Raw genomic sequence first — 17,686 nt, forward strand, 5'->3', positions numbered from 1 at the left:
CTTATTAGCATGCTCATTGATCATTATTTTGCATCAACGTAATTATCGACTGTAATTGTTTCAGTGTCACCTTTTTCAGCAGCATTCACTAATTGCTCAGCGTATAAAACAAATGTATGGTAACTATGTGTTGCACCTGAAACAACTTCTACATCTCCTGGAGTAGCACCATCTTCGGACATTGTTTTCACTAGTTCTTCATTGAATTTAGTGATGTACTCGTCGGCACTGATCCCCGATTTCTCCTTCATTGCTGTATTGTACTCAGAATCTTCTTTCTTTGTTTTGCCATCTTCATTGACGTTATCAAAATTAGATTCAGTGATTTTTCCATCTTTCACAACAATAGAGAAGACAGTACGGTAACCATTAGAATAATTCTTTTCTTCTAAAGTATATGTGCCATCTTTCAATTCAGCACCATTATCGATTTCAATTGTTTCCTTGTTTCCAGCTTGTGCAGCTTGAATCAACTGTTGTGCATAGTTTTGGAATGCGTGAGAACTGTGTGTGGCACCTGATACGACTTCAACATTTTGAGGATTTTGGGCTTTTAACAATTCTTCGTTCAATTTAGGAATATATTCAGAAGCGTCTACTCCAGATTTATCTTTCATAGCTGTATTATATTCTTCATCATCTTTTTTAGAATCGCCATTAGAATTCACATAGTCATAATTTGATTCAGTAATTTTCCCATCAGCTACCTTAATTGAGAATTCAACATGGTAACCGTTTTTGTCGTTTAATTCTTTTAAGGAGTAATCACCATCTTGTAATGATGCTGCAGAAACTACATCAGATGATTCTTCTGAACCATTATCTTGACTTGTTTCTGACTCTTTCTCCTTATCATCTGAGTTGTCATTCGATGAACAACCAGCCAACACAATACCTGTGAAAAGAAGTATTGTCAGGGCTTTAAAAAGTTTTCCCATTTTCATTTTACTTCCACCTTTTTATATTATTCAAACTATTGTAAGAAAGAAATAGTTTGTGATTCAACTAACATTTTAAAGCAATATAAAAACATGTCAACAGTATTTTTGCCTGCATTAACGTTTTATCAATATTTGTGATCGATTCCAATAATTTTTCACTAAATTATAATAATTCCAAAAAGGCTTAGACAAACGTTTCTGTTACCATTATAATAAGGATGATTGTGAAATTATATTTTAATGCATTTATTACTGTAAGGAGAGATTCAGATGACTAATCAGAATATTGTCGTGATTGGTGCAGGCTATGCAGGTATAGCGGCCACCAAACTGATGGCGAGAAAACTAAAGGGAAAGAAGGATGCAACGATCACTCTGATTGATCGGCATTCCTATCATACAATGATGACCGAGCTACATGAAGTGGCAGGTGGACGTGTCGAACCTGACGCTGTTCAGTATGACCTGCAGCGTTTATTTTGTCGTAAAAAAAATGTCAAGTTAGTCACTGATACTGTTACGGGTATAGACAAAGAGAATAAAATCATTACGACAAAATTAGGGTCCTACCCTTTTGATTACTTAATGATTGGTCTTGGAGGGGAACCCAACGATTTCAATACGCCAGGGGTTAAGGAAAACGGCTTTACACTTTGGTCAATCGAAGATGCTATTCGTATCCGACACCATATCGAAGACACTGTTTACCTAGCTTCGAGAGAAACCGACCCTGAAAAGCGCAAGGCACTTTTGACATTTGTGGTCTGTGGATCTGGCTTTACTGGTATCGAAATGGTTGGTGAATTAGTCGACTGGAAAGATAAGCTAGCAAAAACTTATAAAATCGATCCAAACGAAATTTCTCTAAAAGTTGTTGAAGCTCTCCCGACAATTCTAAATATGTTGGATCGCAAAGATGCTGGCAAGGCAGAACGCCATTTAAAGAAGAAAAACGTTGAGTTAGTTCTTAATTCACCTATTACAGCGGTTGAAAAAGACCATATTATTTTAAAGAATGGGTCTACCATCCCTACTCATACCTTAATATGGACTGCTGGTGTCAAAGGGACTGCTGATGCTGCCGATTTTGGATTAGAACCCGCCAGAGGTAACCGTTTAGTAGCTAATAAATATATGCAAGCGGTAGGATATGAAGATAAAAACATCTACATTGTAGGAGACTTAGCTTACTACGAAGAATTTCCTAACACTCCTACCCCGCAAATTGTTCAAGCTGCCGAACAAACCGCACATACAGCGGCACATCATATAATCGCTTCGATTACTGGCGGAGAGGCAGAAGCCTATAAAGGTAATTATCAAGGTTTTATGGTATCAGTTGGGTCAAAATGGGGTGTCGCAAATCTTTTTGATAAAATTCATCTCAGTGGATTCTTCGCTATCATTATGAAGCATATTGTTAATTTGAAATACTTCTTTGATATCCGTTCCGGCTACTATATGTGCCAATACGCCCTGCATGAATTTTTCCGTGTCAAAGATGATCGTAATGTGCTTCGGGGTCACAGTTCCAGAAATGGTAATGTTTTATGGAGTGTCCCACTACGAGTATTCTATGGCTTGGTTTGGTTTATTGAAGCATTCAAAAAAATAGTTGGTGAAGGTAAATGGTTAAGCCCAGATACGTGGTTTAAAGAAGGCTCATGGTTCGTAGGTGATAGCGTCTTTCCTTGGACATGGGACTATCAAGCAGCGGCAGATGCAGCAAGTGGGGCATCTGATGCTACGAGTGCCGCAAGTGGGGCTGCAGATGCTGGAGCAGAAGCAGTTAAAACTGTCTTTGGTTTAAGCTATGCCTATGGTGAGGAGCCTATGCCGGTACTCGATTCAGCGCCGGATTGGTTCAATAGCCTCATGCAAGTCTTCATGCCAAATATGGAAGTTGCTCTCTTTTTCCAAAAATTCATGGTCTTCTTTGAACTTGCATTAGCAGCATGCTTAATCGTCGGCTTGTTCACATGGTTGTCAAGTGCCGTAACAATCGTACTAGTCATCACATTCTGCTTATCTGGTATGTTCTATTGGGTTAATATATGGTTTATCTTTGTGGCATTTGCTCTGATGAATGGATCTGGACGAGCATTCGGTTTAGATAAATGGGTAATACCTTGGATACAACAAACACTTGGAAAATGGTGGTATGGAGTTCCTAAATCGCGATACGGCGAGTAAGATAATCTACATGATAACTACCTGATCATTTTTAGTAAAAGAAACTAACAACTGTTCAATCAAAAGTTCAATCAAACAAATGATTCTAGGTCATAATCTTCTACCAAAAGACATAGGGTGGTTCTAGTTTTGCGATTATTGTTTAATCCTACAAACACTTTTAGGGTACAACAAGGATCATCAAAACTACCAAACTACCCTATTTTTGATGTACTATCCTCCTATTCGTGCTATTATTAACCAATAAAGTCTTACATAAAATGAACACGTTTAGTGTTGCACGATTAGAGCAATCATTAACTCAGTTGTTAATAGATAGGAGTGAAACGAACGATCATTTTCTTGATCGTTTCACTAATGAACCGTAATAGAAAACTCATTTTTATTTCATTATTAGTTGCACAAGGTGTCGTGATTGGTCTGTTTGAAAATATGATTCCCTTTCCATTTGCTGTCGCTCCAGGCGCAAAATTAGGACTTGCCAATTTAATCACGATGATAGCTATTTTCACAATGCCTAAAAAGCAAAGCTTCTTTTTAGTATGGTTACGTTTGATTCTGACGACACTCTTAGGGGGAACATTATCAACATTCCTTTATAGTATGAGTGGTGCTATGCTTAGCTATTTTGCCATGCTCCTGGTGAAGAGCTTAGGGCCAAAGCGTGTGAGTATTATTGGTATCAGTGCAGCAGGTGGTTTCTTCCATAATGTTGGCCAATTATTAACAGCAGCTGTGATTGCAAAAACATGGACCGTCATGCTCTATTTACCAATGTTATCTCTAATTGGCATCTTATCCGGTATTGCTATTGGCATTGCTGCAAACTTTTTATTACAACGGGTCTCAACCTTAAAAGAATTTAGGGAAGCTTACACAGTAGAACAGCAACACGCCGCTTCAGCAAAATTTCTAAGAAATAATTGATTATTATTTATTAAAGGAGAAAAATATGGACTTACATCCAATGTGGCGCGACTATAAAGATTTAGCTCCAGAGTTGATCCAAGTCCATCAACTCATGAAAGACTCGATAAACTTACAAGATAATCCCGTTCAACCAGTTTTGTTAGACTTGATTGGTGCTGGAGGCAAATTATTACGTCCTGCTTATCAATTGTTATTGTCTCGCTATGGTCATGATAATGATCGCAAAAAGGCAATATCGATAGCTGCTGCTATCGAAATGCTCCATACTGCTACTCTCATTCATGACGATATAGTTGATCAAGCAAGTACTAGGCGAAAGAAACCAACAATTAGTGAACAATTTGATAATGTCACTGCGGTTTATGCTGGCGATTATCTTTTCGTGGTCTGTTTTAAACTAATGTCTAAATATGCTAGTTCTATGAAGAGTTTGCAGTTAAACTCGATTAGCATGGAAAAAATTCTTTTGGGTGAGCTTAATCAAATGAAAGAGCACTATAATCTAGATATTACAATCAACGATTACCTTGCTACCATTACGGGCAAAACAGCTGAACTCTTTTCACTTAGCTGTTTCATCGGCTCCTATGAAAGCGGTACAAGTCTCCGTTTTGCTGAAAAATCCCGTGACATTGGGAAGAATATCGGTATTGCTTTTCAAATGGTGGATGATATTTTAGATTATACACAAACTAGTTCAACTATTGGAAAACCAGTTCTAGCTGATGTGAAACAAGGAATCTACTCCCTTCCTTTAATATATGCTATGGAAAGTGGCGATGAGCGGCTTTTAGCGTTATTACACCAAAAAGATAAATTGACTGATATAGAAGCTCAAGAACTGTTAGGTCTTGTTCATCAACTTGGTGGTGTTAAAAAGGCACAACAGATGGCAAGTTCTTATACTGAGATAGCCTTAAAGCAAATCTCCCATTTACCAAACGATGCTCTTCATACAAGGGAAACTCTATCTAAGATTACAAAGCAAATTTTGTATCGAAAAAATTGAGGAAATAACAGTCCTAGTTTATGTCATTTATCTGGTTTATGTCATTTATCTAATTATGTCATTTATCTAATTATGTCATTTATAATGTAGCATTTCTAACCATACAAAAGAGGAGGTCGTGATTCTGTTATCACGACCTCCTCTTTTCTTTATTAGTCACTTCTATTCATTTCTATCACTTATAATCTAGTGATAAATGTCCATTGACTGTTCACGTCTATTGGTGTTACTCATTTGTATTTGTATCCGTCTCACTGTTGTCCGTCTTTTCGGTCCAATCCTTATTATAATACAAATCAAACACTTCATAAGCAACCGACTGTGCCAATGTTTCGATACTTGTGTCTTCGCTTTGATAAGGAATTACTACTGAAATCACAAATTCTGGATCATCATATGGGGCATATCCTACAAATGTTGAGTTGATTACAGAATCGCCTTTATGTTCTTCTAATGGGCCATCATAGAATGCTTCTGCAGTACCTGTCTTACCCGCAACATCATGATTAAAATTACTAAAATCGCCTCTAGCAGTCCCTTGACTCCCGTGGGTCACGAGATGTAGTCCTGCTTGGACCCGTTCAATCTGATCTTGTGTAGCTCCGATGTGATTCATCACATTTGGTTGGATAGCTGTTTGAATGCCACCTAAACCGCCGTCCTCGCTAGTTCCTCGAATAGCTTTCACTAAACGTGGTGAGACACGAACCCCGTCATTGGCGATTGTTGCCATGTATTGGGTGATTTGCAACGGAGTATAGAGATCATATTGTCCATAAGCAAAGTCCAAAGCATAGAATGTTTCCCGCGATTGTCCTTGGTAACCAACAGATTCATTAGGAAGATCTATACCAGTTCTGACTCCCAAACCAAACTGAGCGTAATACCCTCTCAATTTATCAAACACAACTGGATCTATATTCAAGGTTCCACCTTTTTTATAGGTGTTTTGCCCGCCCATTCTCATGGCTAGTTTCATCATATAAACATTTGAAGATCTTTCCAGGGCAGTTAAGTCGTTTAGTTCGATTGATCCGTTACGGTTAAATATAGAGCTCTTTGGTTGTGACCCTTGAAATTGGAGAGGCTCATCAACCATCGTGTTATCATCTAGAGTAATCACATTGTCCATATATCCCGCTAACACAGTCGCTGCCTTGATAGCAGAACCCATTCCATAACTGGTATTAGCAGTCCCTAAAGCATCATCAGTGATTTCATTTGTTAACCTACCATCCTCAAAACCTTTTTTCTTACCGACCATGGCATAGACATCACCATTTTTAGGATTCATAGCTGTTATATAGACTCTATCGGCAAACGGACTTTTTAATTCTTTCAAAGCATTTGTAGCTATTTGCTCAACTTGTCGTTGAAAATCGGAATTGATGGTTAACAACAAGTTGTCGCCTTTCTTACCTTCATAAACTTCCTCAGTTGTCACTACTTCATTTGCCGTATTTGTCGTGCTTTTAACTTGCCGTTTCGTTCCAGCTAAAACATCCTCATATTGTTTCTCGAGATAACTACTTCCGATCCGGTCGTTTAAGGAATAACCTTTACTCAATAATTCTTTCACACGATCTTCTGGGAGACCAGTTTGCTCATTCGTAACATTCCCAAAAATACTACGCAGTAAATCATCTTGAGGATATTCGCGATCCCAATCTGTTGCGACTGAGATACCACTCATCTGCGCTAAATGCTCATTAACGACCGCGACTTCTTCCTCAGTTACACCATCATTTTTGATAGTTACAGTGGCAAGGGCAGATGCCTGATTCATTTTTTTAAAGATAGCCACAGCAATAAGATTGGTCCCGCCATAACCGATATCTTCTTCCTTAATCGTTTCTAACTGCTTTTCATACAAATCTCCACCTGTTAATGACTTTGCACTTTTTGGTGTCCTCTTAGCTAATTCATTGGGATTTGAAGCAGCCCAGAAATCTTTGCGATCCCTTTCTGTGACATTGTCGGTATCAATTGTTACAAACTTGCTTAGTTGTGTCGCTATATCAATCATCTCTGATGGTGATTGGTCAGTTAACCTAGTATAAGTGATTGATTTTTTGGCTTGGTTTCCAACCAAGACATTTCCCAAACTATCATATATCAATCCTCTTGGAACGGATAAAGATGTTGTGGTAGTTTCTGTTCTCTTTACTAGAGCATCGAATTCGGAGCCTTTGACGATCTGCAAGTAACTCAGACGAATGATTAAGATCGAAAACGACAGAAATACGATTACAAAGAGCAGGTTCAATCTAAATGGAATATGTGACGCTTTTTTATCTTTTGGATTCATAATGGAAATACTCTACCTCTTTTATCTTCTGTTTCCTCGTAGTATACAGTATACCAAAAAATACTATTGGATGTGATAAGAAGTTTTTTCTTTATCGAAAAATTAAATCTCACTCACTCCAGATATCTGCTTACTGATTATTTTAGAAATAACTTCAGCTATTTTCTCTAGCTATTTTCTCTAGCTATTTTTCTCCAGATGTTAACTTCAGATAGCAATAATACTATGAACTAACACTACAAAATAAAGTTACAATACAGTCACCTTTTCTATGCTATACTGAGAGATATACTGAAAGGAACGATATGATGAATTTTAAAGCATTAAACTTATTACCAGAGTTACAACATGCAATCAGTGATCTTGATTTCTATGAAATGACTCCAATACAAGAAATGGTTATTCCCAAAATACATAACAACGAAAGTGTTATTGGTCAATCAAAAACGGGAACTGGAAAAAGTCATAGTTTTTTGATTCCTTTGATCAATCACATCAATGCTAGTGAACCAGTTACTCAGGTCATAATCACATCCCCAAGCCGTGAATTGGCAACACAACTTTTTGCTATGGCGAAAGATTTATTGAAATACCTACCTGATATCAAAGCAACCCTAGCCATTGGTGGGACTGATAAGGCTAAACAGATTAACCACCTGATGAAGACGCAGCCTCACCTAGTCATTGGAACACCTGGTCGAATATATGACTTGATGAAGGAGAACGCTTTACTCACTCAATCTGTTTCGTATTTTGTGGTAGACGAAGCTGATATGACACTCGACATGGGCTTTTTAAAATTGGTGGACGATATTGCTACGCGGCTTTCAACAGATCTGAAAATGTACGCGTTCAGTGCAACTTTACCTCAACAGCTGATGGTATTTCTAAATAGATATATGGCACACCCTGATATCATAAAAGTCAATACAGAGAATCTAATTTCAGATACAGTGACTAATTACTTAATCAATATACGATCTCAAAACGAGACAGCACTCTTGTATGATCTCTTGACACTAGGTAATCCATACCTAGTCTTGATATTTGCAAACACCAAGCAACGTGTCGATGATGTGCATAAGGCCCTAACGGAGAGAGGTCTTACCGTTGCCAAGATTCATGGCGATATTCCCGCAAGAGAACGACGTAGAACTATGAATCGCGTTAAACAATTAGAATTTCAATACGTCGTCGCCACAGATCTCGCGGCTCGTGGTATTGATATCCCAGGAGTTTCTGAGGTTATCAATTTAGATGTTCCTAGAGAATTAGAGTTTTTCATCCACCGGGTCGGTAGAACTGGAAGACAGGGCGTCGAAGGCACAGCCATAACTTTTTACCATCCTGACCTTGAACCCGCTATTTCAGCTCTTGAAAAAAGAGGAATTAGTTTTGAGGAAGTCACTTTAAGGAATGGTCAACTAGTATCGGTTGATACACGGCATAAAAGAGAGCGACGAAAAAGAGCTACTACTGATGAAATCGGTACACAAACTCGAGGGTTTATCAAAAAGAAAAAGAAAACTATAAAACCTGGCTATAAACGTAAAATCAAGGAACAAATCAAAAAAGAGAAACGCCAAAATAGACCTTCTAAATAACTAATTAACCACTGAGTCATCACGTTTATCATTATTTTTAAAAGGTAGGAACATATTGAAGGGCTACGACATACTGGATTGTCGTAGCCCCATATTTATATATTTGTACTATTTTAGTGGTGACATATTAGTCGTGACATATTAGTTGGTTACATACGCCCTCTTCATTCACCAAAATCTTTTCAAACAGTAACTATAACTTATAGCCAAGATAATAGTATAAGTAATGGTAGCTACTATAAAATTAGCTAAAGCACAAGAATATACGCTAGAGTACTAGCCGAGATACAAGCTATGATAAACTCTATTGTAAACTTTAAGATACATTTCTTTTGGTGATCTTAAATGTTCTATAAGTTAAATACAGTATCAAAGCAGCTCCTATAAAAACACTAGAAGATGTCGAAAAATGGGTGCTTTCTAAAATGGCCATGACGCACACTGGCATGATGCTTAACACACTAGTTAACCTTCTAAACGCATTTGGAGCTATCATAATCCCCATTGAGGTAGCTACAATCATCACCAAAATACGATAGAACCATTGTATAACAAGCATCATCAAACAACAAAAGAGATACAGTATCGCCATATAGAAGAAGAAATAAACATACCGTAATTGAACCGTTGTTTTTATAAATTGCTGTAATACTTCCGTATTCAGTGGACTGATCTCTTGATAATCTAGTAACATGGTTGTATCCATCCCGGCTATTTGCATATGATGTCTTGTCATATTTACTGTTAATAGCCCAGAAGAAGAATTCGTCACTGGTGGTTTACTCTGGTCCGTTACCGTCAGAACAAAAGTGTCAGAGTAAAATACAAAAGGTTTTTCCCCATCTAATAAGGTAAGTTCTGAATCATCGTTCAATTCAAAAGCTGGAACTGCCGTTTCTAGTTGTCTAAGGTCTGTTCCAAATTGTTTTAATAACAACCAACCATCAAAGACTAGTGGTAACATCGAAATAAAAGCTAACAAAAAAAATATTTTGCGGTAAGTTGGTTCCTTCATCCGCAACGTTATATTTAATTTTTGAGGTTCAAATAATAGGACTTTAATTAGATTCAGCATGATCCCGTTCCCTTCTTCTCTTAAGTGTATGATACTTTTTAAGAAGGTGCAATCTATAATTACTACACCAAAAAAGACTTTAATAATTCTCCTCATTCTTCGCTTATTGTACTCCAAATAGTATACTAAAAAGAAGAGGCAACAATTTCCATAATAGACAGTAGACATATTTTAAGCTAAACTTATATGGAAAATCAAATGTGATCAAAGGAGCGTTTTGACGTGGCTACAACTGAACAAAAGGTACTTATTACTTTATTTGGAGCAACAGGGGATTTAGCTGACAGAAAACTATTTCCCGCTTTATTCAAATTATACAAACGTCACAACTTACAGGACCATTTCGCAGTTATTGGTACCGCCAGAAGGCCATGGAACGATGAAAAAATTAGAGAAGTCGTATGCGAATCAATTGATTCCTTAAGTGAAGATGATCGACTAAAAAAGGAGTTTGCAAGTCATTTTTATTACCTTTCACATGACGTCACTGACAGTTCTCATTATCATGTGTTACATCGTCTGACAGATGAACTTGATCAAAAATATAACATCTCAGGCAATCGTTTATTTTACTTAGCAATGTCTCCAAGCTGGTTTAGCGAAATAGCTCGTCAACTCGTTGAACATCACTTTAAAGACGTTTCTGGATACACAAGAGTGATTATTGAAAAGCCGTTTGGGAAAGATCTCCTTTCCGCCAAAGAATTATCTGAGACATTGACAACTTATTTTGATGAGAAAGAGATTTTTCGCATCGACCATTACTTAGGTAAAGCTATGGTTCAAGATTTGCTACCTATTCGCCTAGCCAATCCACTGCTAGAGAGCGTTTGGAATAGTGATTTCATTGATCACATTCAAATTACCCTATCTGAAAGCGTCGGCATTGGAACGCGTGGTGGTTATTATGACCAAAGTGGTGCTTTAAGAGATATGGTCCAAAATCACTTATTACAGCTGTTAGCTATCGTTTCTATGGACATTCCAAAAGACTATTCCATGGCGGAGATCAAAGCATCAAAACAAGCTGCTTTCGACGGGTTAAAACCGTTGACTAAACAAGAAGTTGAGACCCAAGTCGTCACAGGTCAATATTCAGGCTATCGTTCAGAAGATCAAGTCGACCCAGCGTCAACAACAGAAACATTTATTGCCATCAAAACGTTTTTGAACTCACATAGATGGGCTAATGTGCCATTTTATCTTCGAACTGGTAAAAAAATGCACTGTAAGAATTCGACTATCTATATCCAATTCAAATCGACACCCTCACATCAGTTATTTGATGACGCTCAACCAAATTACCTTTTGATCGAAGTTGATCCAAGTGAAGCCTTAACATTAAACTTCAATATGAAAGACAACATCAGTCAGGAAAAGCCAACTTTCACATCAATCCCATTAACCACAGAGGCTTACAAGCTAAAGGACTACACACCTGAAGCATATGAACGTTTAATAGAAGAGTGCTTGAATAACAATGATGTCAATTTTACAACGATGCCAGATTTAGAAGCTACTTGGCGTTTTGTAGATGCTATACAGTCTGCTTGGGAAAAAGATAGTTCTACCCCATCTGAGTATTTACCAGGCACTTTTGGTCCAACAGAAAGTGATGCCTTACTCACAAACGATGGTCGCCATTGGTATAACTGTGACTAACTTATGACTAACTTAACTGATAAAAGGTATTATCAAGATAAAAAGAGAAAAAATCGATTGGGTCGCTGATCCAATCGATTTTTTCTCTTTTATATGACCTATGACATATATTGACATATGTTAAAAAATGTTTTTTACACTTTAACAGAAAATACAAGTGAAAAAGATTGTTCTAACCTCTATCAGGATGCTGTTTCAGCAACTCTAATAAATCAGTTACGAGTCCTTTTCTTTCCTCACTCGTATCCACCTTAGCACCGCTAGCTAATAGGTGTCCTCCTCCATTATACTTTTCTGCAATTTTATTGATGACTACTCCTTTAGAACGGATACGGCAACGGTAAGTTCCATCACGTTGATCAACAAAAACAACCCAGACGCGTATAGAGTCGATTCTACCTATCATTGGCACTACTTGACTCGTCTCATCTTCACTGACTTTAAACCGTCTAAATATAGAATCAGTTAACGTTATAGTCCCTAACCCTTCTGGAGTAATGTCTAAATGTTCGTAAGCCCATCCCATTAAACGGCTGACGTTCAGTGGAATTTGATCAAGCTCTCTCCCAATTTTGGCAATATTAGCACCTGTTGCAACTAACTTAGCTGCAGCAAGAAATGTACATTCCTTAGTGGCATCATATAAGAAACGTCCCGTATCTCCAACAATTCCACTATATAGCAGACTGGCGGATTTTTCATTCAACGGTAACTTACCATTGCTTGCTTCACTCAATGACACTATCATTTCACTGGTACTACTCGCTGTATCTTCTACCCATGAAATATCGCCATATTGATCATTATCGGGGTGATGATCTATTTTTATAATGCTTTCCGCCAAGCTATACCGTTGATCATCTATACGGGGTTGATTTGCAGTATCTAAAACAATCACGAGAGCTTGTTGAAAGTGAGCACGTGTTATTTCATCCTTACGAACACCTAAAAAGGACAGACTGTCAGGGACTTCTCCTACCGTATACACCGTTTTTTGCGGAAAACCACATCGAATCATCTCTGCCAAACCACCTTGCGAGCCAATAGCATCTGGGTCTGGCCTAACATGTCGATGAATAATAATAACATCATATGATTCAATTTTTTTGATAATGTCTTCAAATAGATCTTTAGTCATTTCTTTCTCCATTCTGTCTATCTAGCAATCAATTGGCAACTAACATATGACTTCGCATAGATGACGTTCCCTACTGTCGCCACCGCATCTATCTTTAAAGATTTGCGTGATTCATTCAGCTCAGTCATCGTGATCTTTACCTCTGAATCAATCTGAACCATCTTGAAATAATGCAAATGAAGATCATCGATCACGATATCCGCACTATGAACCTGATGCACATATTCTCTAACTGCAAGTGATACCACTTCACAGAGAACTCCAAAAGAAATCGTTCCCATTTTATTTGTCATTTGAGGATTTACTTGATAAATAAACTTTATGTCATTATTATCTGTTGTCTCTGTCGACAAAAACTCTGCTACTTGGTCTTCAATCGTATCAACTGTTTGAGGTTGTCGCTGTGCCAGTTGCATAGCCTTCATGACATCTTCTCGTGTAAGTATCCCCAAGAGTCTCAAATCATCTGTGACAACCGGAACTAATTCTAGGCTATTCCAAATCATAGTATGCGCCACACTTGCAACAGAACTATTCAAACCAGTGTATGAGGCATTTTTAGTCACTAAACGTTCAAGTAACATTTTATCTGGTTTATTGACGGTATCCTTTGCTGTAATAACCCCAATCAATCGACCATCATGGTGAATAACTGGAAAACGTGAATGACCCGTTGCCCTACTTAATGCCTGATAATCATTGACGGTACCAGTATCATTTAAATAAGCTGTGTGTTCGATTGGAATAAAGATGTCTGATACTTTCATCACTTTCTTTTTGATCAATTGATTGGTCATTGCTTTATTTAGAATTGAAGCAACCGTAAAGGTATCATAAGTCGTACTAATGACAGGAAGTTTCTTCTCATTCGCTAAATCAATCAAATCTTGATCTACCCCAAACCCACCAGTCACCAAAACAGCTACATCATGTTTTAATGCCTCAAGCTGAGCCTCTTTCCGATTCCCAATGATTAAGATAGCATCTTTAGAAAAATACCGTATCATCGCACTGATAGTCATCGCACCGATAATAAATCTGCCTAGGGATTGGTCAACTCCTGCTCCGCCTCCCAGAATATCGCCATCAATAATGTTTGCGATTTCCCGAAAAGTCAAATGCTCAAAACGTTCATTAGCCTTTTTTTCAATCCTAATCGTGCCAACACGTTCAATTGTCGATACTAAGCCATCCTCTTCAGCTTGTTTGATAGCACGATATGCTGTGCCATCACTCATATTCATTTGACGTGCTACAGATCGAACAGATATTTTTTCTCCCACCGGAAGTGAAGCAATATAGTCTAATAATTGTTGGTGTTTTGACATCTTTTTAACTCCTTCAAGTTTTACATTGAACTGTACTATTATTCTAATGAATATCTGTTACAATAGCAATGAAATCCATCGTTTCAATCTCCAATCTCTTAGACATTAAATCACAGCAATGGCTCAGATCTTTTAGGAAGTGTTCGTGTCATCGACACACTAACACCTAATAATCGCACTCCCATAGTCGTATCACAGTAATCATCCAACAATTGTTTAGCTACCATATAGAGCTCTGTTGCCGTTTTACTGCCCGCTATAAGGCTCATTCTAAATGTTTTAGTGGTGAAATCTTTATACCTAATTTTTAAAGTTAATACTTTTGGAAAGGTATGTCTACTCTTTAATTCCTCTGCTATTTGCTGAACCATCTGGTTGATTTCTTGATAGCAAGAGTTGATATCGTATAAAAGAGCCCCATAAGTTCGTTCTTTTCCAATAGATTTTCTCTCCCTAATAGGAGTTACAGGTCTATTATCTATACCTCTAACTTTGAAATAAAGTGAACTCCCCTGTTTTCCAAATACATCAACCAGTGTTTCAAATGAAAGATTATAAAGATCCTCCCCTGTAAAAACATTCATAGCCTTAAACTTCTCAGCAGATTTTGCTCCTACCCCATGGTATTTTTCTATAGGTAACGCCATTAAAAATCGATGGGCATTCTCTGGTGTTACCACCGTTAGGCCTGCAGGCTTTTTATAGTCACTACTTAACTTGGCGATAAATTTGTTATAAGAGACTCCTGCAGAACACGTTAGTTTTAGATCATTCCAAATATTTTGCTGGACAATCCGCGCTACCTTTATAGCACTTTTTTCCGTTATTTTATTCTCTGTGACATCAAGATAAGCTTCATCGACCGAAACAGCTTCGACTAAATCGGTAACTGCTTTAAAATGCTCCCTGACCTCTTGACTAACTGCTCTATAATAAGACATTCGTCCTGGAACAAAGACTGCCTTTGGACACCGTTCATATGCTTCTTTTGAACTCATAGCTGAATGAATACCATATTGTCTAGCAACGTAATTACAGGTAGCTACAATACCCTTACCATTCGTATCCTTAGGGTGCTTGGAAATTATAACAGGCTTATGCTTTAGTGATGGATCATCTCGGACTTCTATAGATGCAAAAAAAGCATCCATGTCAATATGAACGATTTTTCGCGTAGTATCATTATAAGGATCATCAAAACGCATAATACCATAGCGATACAATTCCATTCCCCCCTTTTGTTATAACAAAAAAGCCGGAAAATGTTCCGACTTTTAAGTATCACTCCGATAGTAGTTAGATTTTAGCTAGAAAAGAACTAAATATTGTTACAATAATTCTTTAAAATCTTGATCCCCAAGATCTGGTACGTTGAACACTTGGTAATTCAATGCCACAAAATCAAATAAATCTGTTTCTTTGATATTATTCACGAATACTGCGCGTTCTAAATAACCGATAGGCATCTGCCTGCGCCAACAAAAGCTCAGATATTGTAAGATCAAGTCTGCTGATACCGAACTATAACCGTCATGATTAAATTGACTTGCTTTAGTGATTGCCCAGTTTTTAAGTTCTGGATACAAGTGACTTAATTGTTCAGGTGTTACATTATCAGTCTCTTTCATGGGAATCATCCTGTAAGGCTGATTCATCTCCCGATTCTTCAACCGGTTCAACGACCTCTTCGACATCTGCTTCGACGTCATCTTCGGTCAATGTATTAGTTTCATTATTATCATCTTCAGTTGGTGTTAGAGAAGCTTTTTCAATAATTTGACGGATGGCATTTCTTTCAAACGTCAGAAAAATTCCTTCACAATCTAACACGACGGTTTTCTCATTGACTTCATCGATCACTCCGTGTAAGCCACCAATTGTCATCACTTTGTCGCCAACACCCATACTTGACAACATATCTCTAGCTTCAGTGGCTTTTTTCTTTTGTTTGCGAATCACAAACCAATAAAAGACAAAAAAGATCCCACCATACATTAAAACCGTTATTAAAATATTACTATCCATAAGTCTAATCTCCTCACCGTTTTTGTTACTAGCATAGCTGTCATTAACAATACATGGTGTAGCTCCCGTTGTTCTCTTATCGCTTTCTTATCAATAACTTGTTGCGATGTAACCGAGACGTTACTAAGATATCCAACTGAAATATCCCAATGAAATATCTATACAAAAAAAAGAATATCTAGATTACCATGAGTGGATAAATGTCTTATAATTACAGCATGCCATGCTCTATAAGTGTACCATAAATCTTGACTTGAATCAGTTAAAAATTCTTGGCATTTTCGGCATTTAAGCCATATTTCTCGTAAAATTCTTCTTTGAAATCTAAGAGGCAATCATTTTTAATTGCTTCCCTGATTTGTTCCATCAAATGCAATAAAAAGTGCAAATTATGGATGGTTGTAAGACGGAGTCCAAATGTTTCATCTGCCTTAAACAAATGTCTAACATAAGCTCTACTATAGTTTTTACATGTATAACAATCGCACTCAGCATCAATTGGGGCAAAATCACGTTCATATTTAGCATTTTTAACCACTAGTCTTCCTGAAGATGTCATACAAGTCCCATTTCTGGCTATTCTTGTTGGCAGAACACAGTCAAACATATCGATACCATTGATGACGCCTTCAATCAAGGCATCTGGAGACCCCACTCCCATAAGATACCTAGGTTTATGTGATGGCATGAGAGGTGTCAAGTAGTTGAGAACCTCATACATTTTTTCTTTAGGCTCTCCAACCGATAAGCCTCCAATTGAATAACCTGAAAAATCCAAAGATAGCATGTCATGTGCATGCTGTATGCGAAGGTCTTTATAGCCACCACCTTGTAGGATTCCAAATAAGCCTTGTTTAGGATTGTCCCCATGAGCAATCAACCCTCTTTCAGCCCAGCGAGTGGTTCGTGCAATTGACTTTGCCATATAGTCGTGAGTTTCATCAAATGGTGGGCATTCATCAAGACTCATAATTATGTCTGCGCCAAGTTTTGTTTGAATTTCTATTGCCTTTTCAGGAGACAAAAACATTTTTGAGCCATTGAGATGGTTCCTAAAATGGACTCCTTCTTCTACAATATGACGATTGTCACTTAAAGAAAAAACTTGATAGCCACCTGAATCAGTCAAGATACCTTGATCCCAATTCATAAAGCGATGCAAACCGCCCGCCTCGGCAACAATATCAGGACCAGGTCTTAACCATAAGTGGTAGGTATTGCTTAAAATCACTCCTGCTCCCATTTGTTTTAATTCTTCTGGTGAAACAGCCTTAACCGTGGCTTGTGTCCCCACAGGCATAAACATTGGTGTTTGAAAAGTACCATGAGGCGTGTGCAATTCACCTAAACGTGCCCCAGTTTGCTTGTCTGTTTTTGTCAAAGTATAGCTAATCGGTTTATTAGACATTCGATTGATCGTTCCTTTCCCTAAAAAAACTGTTGGAGGTAATCTCCAACAGTTTTACTCACACT

General features: G+C 37.7%; 14 protein-coding genes. 5 read left to right on the plus strand and 9 right to left on the minus strand.

The window, feature by feature from the left end:
* Positions 1–23: 23 nt before the first annotated feature.
* Positions 24–944 carry an extracellular electron transfer flavoprotein PplA gene (gene pplA / locus H541_RS0101740; protein WP_022795634.1) on the minus strand — a complete coding sequence of 307 codons (921 nt, stop codon included), beginning with the start codon at positions 942–944 and terminating at the stop codon, positions 24–26.
* Positions 945–1,211: 267 nt separating this feature from the next.
* Between pplA and H541_RS0101745 the strand changes: the two genes are divergently transcribed.
* From H541_RS0101745 to H541_RS0101755, 3 genes are all read left to right on the plus strand, one after another.
* On the plus strand, positions 1,212–3,134 hold the full coding sequence (locus tag H541_RS0101745; protein ID WP_022795635.1) for an NAD(P)/FAD-dependent oxidoreductase: 1,923 nt from the start codon (positions 1,212–1,214) through the stop codon (positions 3,132–3,134).
* 357 nt (positions 3,135–3,491) lie between these two features.
* Positions 3,492–4,061 (plus strand): Gx transporter family protein, encoded by a 570-nt coding sequence (locus H541_RS0101750; protein WP_022795636.1) that lies wholly within the window; start codon positions 3,492–3,494, stop codon positions 4,059–4,061.
* 25 nt (positions 4,062–4,086) lie between these two features.
* Positions 4,087–5,073: a polyprenyl synthetase family protein gene (locus H541_RS0101755; protein WP_022795637.1), complete on the plus strand. Its 987-nt coding sequence runs from the start codon at positions 4,087–4,089 to the stop codon at positions 5,071–5,073.
* A 226-nt stretch (positions 5,074–5,299) separates the two neighbouring features.
* On the opposite strand, the gene H541_RS0101760 is transcribed toward H541_RS0101755, so the two are convergent.
* Positions 5,300–7,381: a peptidoglycan D,D-transpeptidase FtsI family protein gene (locus H541_RS0101760; protein ID WP_022795638.1), complete on the minus strand. Its 2,082-nt coding sequence runs from the start codon at positions 7,379–7,381 to the stop codon at positions 5,300–5,302.
* 308 nt (positions 7,382–7,689) lie between these two features.
* On the opposite strand from H541_RS0101760, the gene H541_RS0101765 reads away from it, so the two are divergent.
* Positions 7,690–8,985: a DEAD/DEAH box helicase gene (locus H541_RS0101765; RefSeq protein ID WP_022795639.1), complete on the plus strand. Its 1,296-nt coding sequence runs from the start codon at positions 7,690–7,692 to the stop codon at positions 8,983–8,985.
* Positions 8,986–9,301: 316 nt separating this feature from the next.
* On the opposite strand, the gene H541_RS0101770 is transcribed toward H541_RS0101765, so the two are convergent.
* On the minus strand, positions 9,302–10,060 hold the full coding sequence (locus tag H541_RS0101770) for a DUF1189 family protein (protein WP_022795640.1): 759 nt from the start codon (positions 10,058–10,060) through the stop codon (positions 9,302–9,304).
* A 222-nt stretch (positions 10,061–10,282) separates the two neighbouring features.
* On the opposite strand from H541_RS0101770, the gene zwf reads away from it, so the two are divergent.
* The gene (zwf, locus tag H541_RS0101775; protein WP_022795641.1) at positions 10,283–11,722 is read left to right on the plus strand and encodes a glucose-6-phosphate dehydrogenase; all 1,440 of its coding nucleotides are present in this window, start codon (positions 10,283–10,285) and stop codon (positions 11,720–11,722) included.
* 172 nt (positions 11,723–11,894) lie between these two features.
* Here the strand turns inward: zwf and H541_RS0101780 are convergent, their stop codons facing one another.
* From H541_RS0101780 to tgt, 6 genes are all read right to left on the minus strand, one after another.
* A complete protein-coding gene (locus H541_RS0101780; protein WP_022795642.1) occupies positions 11,895–12,860 on the minus strand; it encodes a DHH family phosphoesterase in 966 nt (321 codons plus the stop codon).
* 17 nt (positions 12,861–12,877) lie between these two features.
* Positions 12,878–14,188: a DRTGG domain-containing protein gene (locus H541_RS0101785; protein ID WP_022795643.1), complete on the minus strand. Its 1,311-nt coding sequence runs from the start codon at positions 14,186–14,188 to the stop codon at positions 12,878–12,880.
* 110 nt (positions 14,189–14,298) lie between these two features.
* Positions 14,299–15,417: a DNA polymerase IV gene (dinB, locus tag H541_RS0101790; protein ID WP_240470884.1), complete on the minus strand. Its 1,119-nt coding sequence runs from the start codon at positions 15,415–15,417 to the stop codon at positions 14,299–14,301.
* Positions 15,418–15,516: 99 nt separating this feature from the next.
* The gene (locus H541_RS0101795; RefSeq protein ID WP_022795645.1) at positions 15,517–15,816 is read right to left on the minus strand and encodes a post-transcriptional regulator; all 300 of its coding nucleotides are present in this window, start codon (positions 15,814–15,816) and stop codon (positions 15,517–15,519) included.
* Entirely contained in the window at positions 15,803–16,213 is a 411-nt protein-coding gene (gene yajC, locus H541_RS0101800; protein ID WP_022795646.1) for a preprotein translocase subunit YajC, read from the minus strand. The genes H541_RS0101795 and yajC overlap by 14 nt, the downstream gene beginning before the upstream one ends.
* Positions 16,214–16,475: 262 nt before the next feature.
* On the minus strand, positions 16,476–17,621 hold the full coding sequence (tgt, locus tag H541_RS0101805) for a tRNA guanosine(34) transglycosylase Tgt (protein ID WP_022795647.1): 1,146 nt from the start codon (positions 17,619–17,621) through the stop codon (positions 16,476–16,478).
* Between the last annotated feature and the right edge of the window lie 65 nt (positions 17,622–17,686).

Source organism: Bavariicoccus seileri WCC 4188 (assembly GCF_000421665.1).
Classification (GTDB): domain Bacteria; phylum Bacillota; class Bacilli; order Lactobacillales; family Aerococcaceae; genus Bavariicoccus; species Bavariicoccus seileri.